Source organism: Liquorilactobacillus satsumensis DSM 16230 = JCM 12392 (assembly GCF_001435195.1).
Taxonomy (GTDB): domain Bacteria; phylum Bacillota; class Bacilli; order Lactobacillales; family Lactobacillaceae; genus Liquorilactobacillus; species Liquorilactobacillus satsumensis.
The window spans coordinates 112,764-123,849 of sequence record NZ_AZFQ01000019.1 but is presented as its reverse complement, the minus strand read 5'-3'; the positions used below and the strand labels follow the sequence as shown (position 1 = coordinate 123,849).

The window sequence follows — 11,086 nt, the reverse complement described above, 5'->3', positions numbered from 1 at the left end:
TGTTCCATAAGTCAAAATTCTCCGTCTAACTTCGAATTACTCATAGCAAATTACTCGCGATGTTCGTAATTTCGAGTTAGTACTCAAATTTTCCCGACTTATGTCACACTCTCAAGGTTTTTGTTTCATTTTCCACCCTCTTTCTGCTCCTTATTTTCACAGAATAGCTTGTGTCCGTTAGAATAGTTGAAAATAAATTCCAAAATTTTTATAAACTTCCTTGTCTCCGCTTGTAAAATTCATGTAAAGCAGACTATAATAATTTGGTATTACTCAGAAAGAATGGGGGAGAAAAGCGTGAGGACCTTTTTTTTCATGATTGATGAAGAAATGGTAAATAACGGTCAACAAAAAACATGGCAGAAAATCGAAACAGCTCTTAACGAGAGCCAGGTTAATTTTCAAATAATTAGCATTCCAAGCAACGACCAAACTTCACGTACCGTCCAACAGTTACTCGCAACAACAACTGTTCAAGAAATCAACGACTGCGTGATTGTCACCTGCGGGAGAAATGAATTTTTTCTTGAAGTTTTGGCTACTCTCTTGCACTCAGCCAAACAAAAAATTCCAGTTGCTTTTATTCCTTTTGAAACCAAAAATGCATTTGCTAAAAGAATTGGAGTTTCATTCGATCCTTTATTAGCGCTCAAACAAATTCTCAATACGATGCGCCCTACTTTTTACAATTTGGTTGAAATGGATGAAGCTGCACATACAACTAAAAAAATATTCTTAGATAAAGTTACGATTGGTTTTGAGGCATATTTCGCCAGCTTACAACGAAATTCAAAATTACTTATCTTCATGCAAAAGTATCATCTAACCTTTTTGGCGCGTTTATGCGGCTTAGCAGATGCGTTCATCAACCAAGAACGGTTTGCAGCAACACTTAGAGTTGCACGCAAGTACCATTTTTTCAAAAAGGCTTTTGCTGTTAGGATCAGCAATCCAACCCTCGAAACGCTTGCTCCACATGAATCGCAAGCAGAAACTGCTCCACTATTGAATGTTGATGTGATCAGCAGTTTGAATCCATTTTCTTTTCTGATACTATCCCTTAGTCGCAAATTTGACTTAGCAAATAAGCTGCCTTTTGTACATCGTTTCAAACAAAATCAGGTTCATTTGATGATCAACTCGCTGGAATTTGGTCAGATTGATAATCGCGAATTAACAAATAAGTTTTACGATGTTTTCTTTAAAATCATTAGCTATCCTTTTTGGTTCGATGTTACTAGTATCTCGCTAAGTCAAAGAAAAAACATTGATACTCAGCACACAGACCCTAAAGACTAACACGGATTAATCACTTTTGATTTTGATTGCGGCTTATTTAAAATGCGATGTCAAAATTAGCTTAATAGTGTATTTTGTCAATAATAAATAAGAGGGAGCTGGACCAAAAGTGAAATTTTAGTCTAGCTCCTTTACTTATTCCAGATAAACGTGTTCCATAAGTCAAAATTCTCCGTCTAACTTCGAATTACTCATAACAAAGTACGCGCGATGTTCATAATTTCGAGTTAGCACTCAAATTTTACCGACTTGTGTCACATTCTCCTCTTATTTATTTAGCCGCCAGAACTAGCCAAGATAATTCACTGGTACCACGACACTTTTACTTTTTTTAAGTTACATAAAGTCAGCGGGCCGAATATTTCCCATCCCAATTAGAGGATCAATCTGGCCAGTAGTTATTAATTCCAGTGTCAGGCGTGGTTGCTGCTCTTGTTTTTCTGCTGGTTGTGCTTTAATTGTAGCCAGCTTTACCTGTTTGTCTTCTGGAACCGTTTGATGGTGCGGCGGCTCACTAACACCTGCCTGGTCAAAAACTTCCCTTATTCTTGCTAGGAGCGTTGTTTCACGATCAACTGCAATCTGTGCAACACTAGCTTGATAGGCCGGTAATTCTCCTAAGAGAATCAAAAAATCTTTTGCGCGTGTGATTGCTGTGTACAATAAATTGCGATTAAGCATCCGCATATACTGATGAACCAGCGGTAAAATCACCAGTTTAAATTCACTGCCCTGTGCCTTATGAATCGACATGCAATATGCCAATTTTAATTTGTACCAGTCCTTACGCTTGAACTCAACTTCATTATTATCAAAATCAACTGTCAAAGACTCTTGATGATCTTTGTTTTCCTTGGCCGTTGTGATTCCAACGACCTGTCCCAAATCCCCATTGAAAACATTGTCTTCAGGGCTATTTACCAAATGTAAGACCTTATCTCCAATTCTAAAAACCTGTTTTCCAAATTCAAGTTGTTTTTGTTCTGGTTTAAGTGGGTTTAAGATATTTTGCAGCATCACATTCAGCTTATCTATCCCTGCAACACCACGATACATTGGTGCCAAAATCTGAATATCTTTAGTCTTAAAGCCACGCGCATGGGCCTTTAAAACCACCTGTTTTACGACCTCTTCAATCTGAGAAGCCTTGCAAGCAATGAATGATCGATCACTGCGGTTAAGCTGCAAGTCAGCCGGCAACTGTCCATTTTTCACCGCATGGGCCAGCGTAATAATTGTTGATTCGTCACCTTGACGATAAATCGTTTGCAACTGACTTTGTGCTAAACATTTGCTTTCTAACAAGTCAGCAAAAGTTCTCCCCGGTCCAACTGAAGGTAACTGATCTTTATCACCCACCAGAATAACCTGCATTTTATGCGGAATAGCTGCGAGTAACAGATCCAGTAGTTCAGTATCCACCATCGACATCTCATCAACTATCAGCAGTTTTCCTTCAAGTTGACGCTGTTCGGCACGTTCCTCATCATCATTATTACCATTTAATCCCAGTAGTCTATGAATGGTCCCAGCCGGTAACCCAGTCGTTTCATTCATCTTTTTGGCGGCTCTTCCGGTCGGAGCAGCCAAGATAATCGGAAACGTCTCATCACGATAAGTATTAGGATCCAAAGATAGTTCATGTAAAGCTGCATAGATGGCCACGATTCCATTAATAATTGTTGTTTTACCAGTCCCTGGTCCGCCGGTTAGCAAATAAACTGGAGCAGCGATTGCTCCTTTGATCGCCGCAATCTGATCCTGACCGTAGTTAATTCCAAGTTGCGTCTCAGCCGCTTTTAAAAGTACAGGCCACTGTGACTCAAAATCAGCAGGTAATTCAACCGATTCAGCCTGTAAGTTCTTCAGACTTTGTGCAATTCGCCATTCAGCCTCATAATATTTGCGTAGATAAATTCGATGCTGTTCACCAACAATTTTACCTTCATCAGCAAGTGCAACTAGCTGTTGTGCCAGTAATTGCGGCTCCAGTTGCACGCGCCGACTGTCTGTCAGTAAAAAAAGAGTTTGCTGCAAAAGCTGTTTGGTATTGGTAAAAGTGTTCCCTTGTTCATGGCAAATATCAAAAATTCCTTGGAACAAACCAGCCTTGATTCGTAAGGGAGAATCGGCAGCAAAGCCTAATTTTTCAGCAATTTGGTCGGCCCGTTTAAACCCAATCCCAGGAATTTCACGCACCAGGCGATAAGGATCTTCGTGAATCACCGCAAGCGTTTTTTCGTGGTACTTGTTAAAAATCGTGGTGGCCAATTGACTCCCAAAACCAAAGCTATTAAGTTCCACTATAATCTGCTGCGTCCCATTATTAGCCTGCAATGTTTCTAAGAGCATTTGTTGCTGTTTTTGGCTGAGTCCTAGTCCGCGCAGACAGCCTGCATCTTTGAGAATTTGCGGGATTGCATTGATTCCTAAATGATTGACAATTTTCGCAGCTGTTTTTTGTCCGATCCCACTAAAACTCTTACCTGAAAGATAAGTAATTAGACCTTCTTTACTAGTTGGAGTCTCACTTTGATAATTGAAAGCTTGAAATTGTTTTCCGTATTTAGGATGTTCAACTAACTTGCCACTAAAACGGTAATTTTCATTTTCATTCAGTTCTGCAAAGTTTCCAGTCACTACAATCTCATTGTCTGTCCATGAAATATTTTGCGCATTAAGTTTGACCTGAATCACTTTATAAAACGTTTCTGGGCTCTCAAAAAAAACCGCATCGACCTTACCACTGATGTAGCTTTCTGTTTGATTAGCATCAGGTTGAAAGAGCTCTTGTTGTTCACCTTTTATCAACGCGACTCCTCCTTAGGCCTTTTTTTCATGAGTAGTGTTCTTTTTGGCAAGCAGCACCTTTTCAATGTCAGCTAAGCGTGACTGCATCCGTTTAAATGCGCTAGGGTCACTTTTTTGCGCCTGTTGAAAATAACATGGATTTTCTTTGCCCAACACAAGGTTGATCACACCCAACTCAAAATTAGCTTTAAAGTTCTGTGGCTCTCGTGTGCGCACCTGCTCAAAATATTCTTGCGCATGCTCGAAGTCTCCTAAAGCTAAAAAACTTTCACCCATTAATAAATGCGCGGCATTCTGCTGTGATCCTCTTTCCGCAGCCGTCAGCGCAAAAGCAAGTGCTTGTTGGTAATGCTCTTGTGCAAACTCCGACTGCGCAAGCATCAAATAGGCATCTTGCTGCAGCTTTTGTTCTTGAACTTTCTGAAATACTTCAACTGCCTGAGCGTATAACCCAGCCGCATAAAGAACATTACCTAATCCATAATAGAGCAAACTGCTGTCATGTTGTTCAGTTGCAAAAAGTGGTAATGCCTTTCGAAAAAGGGCTTCAGCTTGTTCATAGTTTTTAAGTTCCGTCAAAAGGGAGCCTAAGTCATAGTAATTTTGGGCGTTCTTAGGTTCATCATCAATTTTTTGAATAGCTGCTTTAATTAATTCATCAGTCTTTTTGACTAGCTGTTTTCGTTGCTTGTTCATTAACCCACTCCTTAGACAATATCTGTCGCGTCTAACTTGCGTTTGAGATAATCTGTCTTATTCCATGCTAAACAGGTAAAATTCTTGCCATCATGTGTCTCTAAAATCGTAGTACTAGTATTTGCCAGCCCACCATTAGCACGCAATTCTTTTAGCGAATAACCTAACAAATGCCTGATTTCTGCACATAAAGCAGCTCCATGGCTGACAAGCAGGACATCTCCTTTAGGATGAAGCCTAACTATTTTTTGAATAGCTGGTGTCATCCGCTCAAAAACCTGTGGAAAAGTCTCACCTTTAATTATAGTCGGATCATACAAGTCGGCATGTTTACCAAAAGCAGCCAGCTCAGCGGGATAAAGACGGGCAACTTCTGTAAATTTCATCCCTTCCATCTTTCCAAGATTAAACTCCCGCAAAGCTGTTTCTGGTTGCACGGGCAGTTGCTGCGGTAATTTCTCAGAAAGTTGCTGCGCAGTTGTCAAAGCCCGTTTAATTGGACTGCTGTAAAGTGCCTCAAACTGATATTGGCGTAAATACACCGCTAACTGGCTGATCTCAGTATAACTTTCCTGCAGTAAGGGAGAATCCCCCTGTGCACCTTGATAACGTCCTTCAAGATTCCATTCTGTTTTGCCATGTCTGATGAAGAATAATCTAGTCACAACGAATCCCCTTTTCTCTTTTTTGCTATCTCTAATTATGCCACAAAAAATGTTTGCGTGAAGAGAAAAACAAAGTCTTTTAGGTAATTACCACTTGAAATGCTGCATAAATGTGCATGCTTTGCTAAATTGCTAGCGTTGCGGAATTACACAATTTTTTAGTTAAGCACAAAAAGTTCAGCCAGAGAGCAAATTGCTGCATCTCCGACTGAACTTCATCATTATATTTCTGTTAATTAATTCAGGTACATCACAAATTTAGACATATTGCAAGACGCGCTCTTTTTGATAAGCGCGATCAATTGTGGCACTCCCTAGGCATTCCTCGCCGTCGTAAAAAACAACTTCCTGTCCTGGAGTAATTGCGCGAACCGGCTCGTCGAATTCTACTCGTACTTTTGTCTGATCAGAATTCAAATAAACAGTAACGCCTGAATCTTGCTGCCGGTAACGAAATTTCGCTGTACAATGAAAAATCGAACCGCGTGTCAATGGTGCAATGAAACTTACTTTACTGCCATCCAGCCGATCTGCGTACAAGTGCTTATTATGATATCCTTGACCAACATATAAGGTATTTGAACTCAAATCTTTTCCAATGACGAACCAAGGATCATTACTCTGACCATTTCCGCCAATACCAAGACCTCTGCGTTGACCAATTGTATAGTTCATCAAGCCGTAATGTTTTCCCTTAATTTCACCGGTCACAGTCTTCATTAGACCGGACTTTGCAGGTAAAAATTCGTGCAAAAATTTACTAAAATTACGCTCACCGATAAAACAAACCCCGGTGGAATCCTTTTTCTTTGCGGTTGCAAGCCCCGCCTTTTCGGCAATCGCGCGTACTTCTTTTTTCTGCAAATCTCCAATTGGAAAAAGAGCTTTTTGCAACTGATTTTGCGCAAGCTGGCTCAAAAAATAGGTCTGATCCTTATTGCTGTCTGCACCGCGCAAAAGATGCACTGTCCCATCAGCATCACGCCGTAGCTGTGCATAGTGTCCCATTGCAATATAGTCGGCATCAAGCTTTAAAGCGTAGTCAAGGAATGCTTTGAATTTGACTTCCTTATTGCACATGACATCTGGATTTGGCGTTCTGCCATGCTTGTATTCGTCAAGAAAATACGTAAAAACTCTGTCCCAGTATTCCTTTTCAAAATTAACTGAATAATATGGGATCCCGATCTTATTTGCAACTTTCGCAACATCTTCATAATCTTCAGTTGCTGTACAAACACCGCTATCCTTTTCCTCATCCCAGTTCTTCATAAAGACACCAACGACATCATAACCCTGCTGCTTGAGAAGATATGCTACCACCGAAGAATCAACTCCACCGCTCATCCCCACAACAACACGTGTCTGACTGTTGTCTTGCATAATACTATCACCATCATTCAATCTAGATTCTGAATACCTACGATTTGAAGGTCGTATTATTTCAGTAAGTTACATTATATCGACTTGCGGTTACTTTGACAAGTCACGGGTTTTTAAACAACCTGTGTCAGAATTTGCCTTTTTACCAGAACAGCTAATAAATAATCTAGTTGCTCTATTCGCGCAGCCGCATCATTTTCTTTAAAAAGATTGACCTCTTTCAACCCATTTGCAGCAGTCACTGCCATTTTAAACGTTTTAAGTTCAGCACTGATTGTCATTTTGAACTTAAGGGCTGCATTAAAAGGTGAATTTGGATCAAGTGACCGTTCCAGTACAAATTTACCACCATGACTTTCAGTAAAACCAACATCTCGTAAAGTATATTTTTTGATTTGCGCAGCTAACTCAAAAGTGCGTTTATCACCTAAAAGAGACGCTTTTTTCTGGTATGCCATCTTGTATTACTCCCTTTTTAATTTTTTAACAATCGTACTTAAAGTTGCAATTACAACTTCAATCTCAGCCGCTGTATTACCTGCACCAAAGCTAAAACGCAAAGATTCTGCGATGCGTGGGCTATCTTTACCATACATCGCAATTAACACGTGTGAAGGTTCAAGACTTCCCGCTGTACAAGCCGATCCTGCAGAAACTGCAATTCCGTTCAAGTCAAGATTAGTTAACAACGCATCACTTGGACAGCCCTTGAACCATAGATTCAAAACATGTTGCAGATTATGACCTTCAAGGTCCCCATTAACCTCAACCTCAATCCCATTTTCACGCAAACCCGTTACCAGTTGCTGCTTGAACCCTGCATACTTTTGCTGCCGCGCAGCTTTTTCCTGCGAGTCAACTAGTTTAACAGCTTGTGCAAACGCTGCGATCGCAGGAATATTTTCTGTTCCTGCACGGCGTTTGAGTTCTTGATCGCCACCCTTAATTAGCGACGGAATCACAACATGCTCAGCACGATAAAGAAAGCCTAAAAATTTCGGACCATTCAATTTGTGCGCAGAAGTTGACATCAAGTCAATCTGATCAGCTTGAACATCAAGATCTACCAGCCCATAAGCCTGAACTGCATCAGTATGGAACCAGGCATTAGAAGCAGCCACAATCTGCCCAATTTGGTGAATTGGCATCCTGCTCCCAACCTCATTGTTTCCCGCCATAATTGAGACCAAAATCGTATCAGCTCGTAAAGCATTTTGCAAATCTGTAAGTGAAATTTTACCGGTCCGGTCAACCGGTAGATAGGTAACTTCAAATCCTTGAGTTTCCAAATAAGCCATTGACTTTAAAACTGCCTCGTGTTCAATTGCCGTTGTAATTAAATGACGTCCTTCATTTTTACGGGCAAAGGCAGTTTCAATAATCGCTGTATTATCACTCTCAGTGCCACCACTCGTAAAAACAATTTCATCATCCTTCTTGGCATTGATTGACGTTGCAATTACATGCCGACTTTCGTCAAGAATTGCACGCGCCTGTCGGCCATAATAATGAGTACTCGATGCATTGCCAAAAACCTGTGTCATGACCGCCGTCATTTTGTCAATAACGGGTTGCGCCATCGGTGTTGTCGCTGCATTGTCTAAATAAATATGTTTCATTTTTCAAAACCCCTCAAACATTTAAAACGTTCAAAATCATCTGGGCAGAACGGCGACCGGCCTCAATAATAAATTCATCAAAAGACTGACCAGCCTCTTCATCCCCAACATCGGACATTGCACGGACAATCACAAAAGGAACCTTAAACTGAAATGCAGCTTGAGCAACTGCAGCACCTTCCATCTCACAGCACAAAGCCGCTGGATAGGTTTGCTTAATCTTTGCAATTTTTTCAGAAGAAGCTACAAATTGATCGCCCGTAACGATCAAACCAGTTTTAGTATGCAGACCATTTTTTTGAGCTGCTTGAGCAATCTGTGCAACTAGTTTTTCATCAGCCATAAAACGTTGCGGCTGTTGTGGAAGCTGCCCTGGAAGATATCCAAAAGCTGTGGTATCAACATCATAATAGGCAGCTGCAGTAGACAAAACAACGTCGCCGACGTGCAACCCAGTGCCAATTCCACCTGCAGAACCAGAGTTAATAACGGCTGTTGCCCCAAAGGTTACAATCAACAACGCGGTTGTCATGCCCGCCTGAACTTTGCCGATTCCCGAGCGCACTAAAACAACTTTTTGCTGACCTAAACACCCTTCATAAAAATTAATTCCGCCCAGTGTGACTGCTTTTTCTGCACTCAACTGCGCACGCAGTTCTTTTAACTCTTCATCCATGGCACACAAAATCCCATACTTCATTTGTCTTCCTCCATCAAAAATTAACAAAAATCATAAAACAGTAGACGATCACAATTGCAATCACTAGAAATAAAATTATCCAATTTAGTTTGCGCCCTAATCGGCGTTTCTTCTCTTCTTCAACTTCCGCTTGTCTAAACTTACGCAGTTGTGCACGACTCAGCTCATCCGGAGAATTCTCTACCGCCTGCGAGCGTGTCTTTTTTGGTTCCTCTTTGTGTTCAGAATGTTGCCTGGCAGTGCGTGAAAGTCTTTCTTTGATTCCCACATTAAACACTCCTTAACTTAAGCATCCAATACCAAACGGCCATGATTGTCTTACTGTCGCAGATTAGACCAGCTTTAATCTGCTCCTGTGCTTCTGCTAAAGTCAATTCATACACATTCAAAAACTCATCGTCATCTTGCGGTAATGCTTGCGCCACTGGCGACAATCCCTGAGCATGGTAAAGAAACATTTTTTCATCTGCAAAACCTGGAGAAGTATAAAAGACAGCAATCTGTTCCAGCCTTTCAGCCCGCAATCGAACCTCTTCGTTGAGCTCGCGTTTAGCGGTTTCTTCAGGTGACTGCTCCTCAGCAGGTTCAATCTTGCCAGCCGGAACTTCCAAGGTAGTTTTACGCAGCGGCTCGCGCCATTGTTTGACAAAGATCATTTTATCATCTGCTGTAATGCATAGCAGTGCGACTGCCCCATGATGCCTGACAATTTCCCTTTTAGCATTTTTTCCATCAGGAAGCTGCACTGTTTCTTCTTCAACATTAATAATTTTGCCAGTGTAAATTCGCTTAGAATCCAACAATTTTTCTTCAAAGTTCATTTTTAACAACACTCCTTACAAAGTGTTCATATGCTTTTTGTTCACCCGTTTCCTGCCAGCTCACTTGTGAAAAGTCGCCTGCTAGGGCCGCCGATAATTCAACTTCGACCGTTGCCACAAAAGTTGCATTGCCGATCAAAGACATCCAATAAGAACCATCAGCACGCTGATGAACCTTTGTCTTTACCATCCCGCCAGGATTCAAAACTGTAATCTTTTCTTCTAAGCCGCTCTTACCAGTAAACAGGAGTACATACATCAAACTAGAGGCAGACATAGCTGTCCCGCAGGCATTTGTAAACCCGACCCCGCGTTCATAGGTCCGAACAAAGATTTTATTTTTTGCCAAGACTTCAACAAAGCTAACATTCACTCCATCCGGGAAAATCGGGTTTCCTTTTGAATTTAAATAGCTTGCAATTCTTCCGAGTTCTTCGCCGATTAAAGTCGCATGGTCCACAAATGCGATTAAATGCGGGTTAGGAACTGCGACTGCAGAAAATTTTAAAGTGGCAGACAGTTCTGGGATGCTTTCATTAACTAACTTTTCTGTTCCAGCAACATGCATCCCTAAAGCTTTAGCAGTAAAAGAAACTGGTGAAATTTCTGCTTCAAAGACAGTAATCCCTGGTGCAAAATCAGGTTCTCTTTTAACTTCCAAATCAGCCTGCATCGTCTCAACTTTGAAAGCATTCTGATTATTTTGTTCGCTTAGGTAACGGGCAACTGTTCTGATTCCGTTACCGCACATACTAGCTTCACTGCCGTCTGCATTAATCACCCGCATCTTGCCGACAACTGCATCATTATGCCCTGCGGTTACAGATAATACGCCATCAGAACCACCATGAAGCCCGCTTTTACGATCGCAAATTTTCTGTGCTAACAATTTTAATTCTGCTTCAGATAAGGGCTTCTCCAACTTGCTTTGATCTAAAATGAAAAAGTCATTGCCCGAACCATGAACTTTCAGCAACTTCATTATAATGACCTCCAAATTAATTCTATTATCATCATATCATACAACTATTAATCACTGACTGTCATATTTTTTTACTTTTTAGCGTTAGTTACTTAAATAAAAAAGTCCTA

At 40.9% G+C, this 11,086-nt stretch carries 11 protein-coding genes; 1 reads left to right on the top strand and 10 read right to left on the bottom strand.

The features are described 5' to 3' along the window. Nucleotides 1–297: 297 nt before the first annotated feature. Nucleotides 298–1,299, top strand: coding sequence for a diacylglycerol kinase family protein (locus FD50_RS02380; RefSeq protein ID WP_056960022.1), 1,002 nt, complete (start codon nucleotides 298–300; stop codon nucleotides 1,297–1,299). 336 nt (nucleotides 1,300–1,635) lie between these two features. On the opposite strand, the gene recD2 is transcribed toward FD50_RS02380, so the two are convergent. From recD2 to dapF, 10 genes are all read right to left on the bottom strand, one after another. Continuing rightward, the gene (gene recD2, locus FD50_RS02375; protein WP_056960115.1) at nucleotides 1,636–4,107 is read right to left on the bottom strand and encodes an SF1B family DNA helicase RecD2; all 2,472 of its coding nucleotides are present in this window, start codon (nucleotides 4,105–4,107) and stop codon (nucleotides 1,636–1,638) included. Between the two features lie 15 nt (nucleotides 4,108–4,122). Continuing rightward, nucleotides 4,123–4,806 carry a tetratricopeptide repeat protein gene (locus FD50_RS02370; RefSeq protein WP_054757572.1) on the bottom strand — a complete coding sequence of 228 codons (684 nt, stop codon included), beginning with the start codon at nucleotides 4,804–4,806 and terminating at the stop codon, nucleotides 4,123–4,125. 11 nt (nucleotides 4,807–4,817) lie between these two features. Next, entirely contained in the window at nucleotides 4,818–5,471 is a 654-nt protein-coding gene (locus FD50_RS02365; protein WP_056960020.1) for a histidine phosphatase family protein, read from the bottom strand. A gap of 258 nt (nucleotides 5,472–5,729) precedes the next feature. Continuing rightward, the gene (gene mnmA, locus FD50_RS02360; RefSeq protein ID WP_056960019.1) at nucleotides 5,730–6,854 is read right to left on the bottom strand and encodes a tRNA 2-thiouridine(34) synthase MnmA; all 1,125 of its coding nucleotides are present in this window, start codon (nucleotides 6,852–6,854) and stop codon (nucleotides 5,730–5,732) included. 113 nt (nucleotides 6,855–6,967) lie between these two features. Continuing rightward, nucleotides 6,968–7,312, bottom strand: coding sequence for a DUF1831 domain-containing protein (locus tag FD50_RS02355; RefSeq protein WP_056960017.1), 345 nt, complete (start codon nucleotides 7,310–7,312; stop codon nucleotides 6,968–6,970). A 6-nt stretch (nucleotides 7,313–7,318) separates the two neighbouring features. Continuing rightward, nucleotides 7,319–8,473 (bottom strand): cysteine desulfurase family protein, encoded by a 1,155-nt coding sequence (locus tag FD50_RS02350; protein ID WP_056960015.1) that lies wholly within the window; start codon nucleotides 8,471–8,473, stop codon nucleotides 7,319–7,321. A gap of 13 nt (nucleotides 8,474–8,486) precedes the next feature. Further along, nucleotides 8,487–9,173 carry a 5'-methylthioadenosine/adenosylhomocysteine nucleosidase gene (locus tag FD50_RS02345; protein WP_056960013.1) on the bottom strand — a complete coding sequence of 229 codons (687 nt, stop codon included), beginning with the start codon at nucleotides 9,171–9,173 and terminating at the stop codon, nucleotides 8,487–8,489. Between the two features lie 13 nt (nucleotides 9,174–9,186). Beyond that, a complete protein-coding gene (locus FD50_RS02340) occupies nucleotides 9,187–9,441 on the bottom strand; it encodes a hypothetical protein (protein WP_054757563.1) in 255 nt (84 codons plus the stop codon). Between the two features lies 1 nt (nucleotide 9,442). Then, nucleotides 9,443–9,994, bottom strand: coding sequence for an NUDIX hydrolase (locus tag FD50_RS02335; RefSeq protein WP_056960012.1), 552 nt, complete (start codon nucleotides 9,992–9,994; stop codon nucleotides 9,443–9,445). Then, on the bottom strand, nucleotides 9,984–10,976 hold the full coding sequence (gene dapF, locus FD50_RS02330) for a diaminopimelate epimerase (RefSeq protein WP_054757559.1): 993 nt from the start codon (nucleotides 10,974–10,976) through the stop codon (nucleotides 9,984–9,986). The genes FD50_RS02335 and dapF overlap by 11 nt, the downstream gene beginning before the upstream one ends. Nucleotides 10,977–11,086 lie beyond the last annotated feature (110 nt).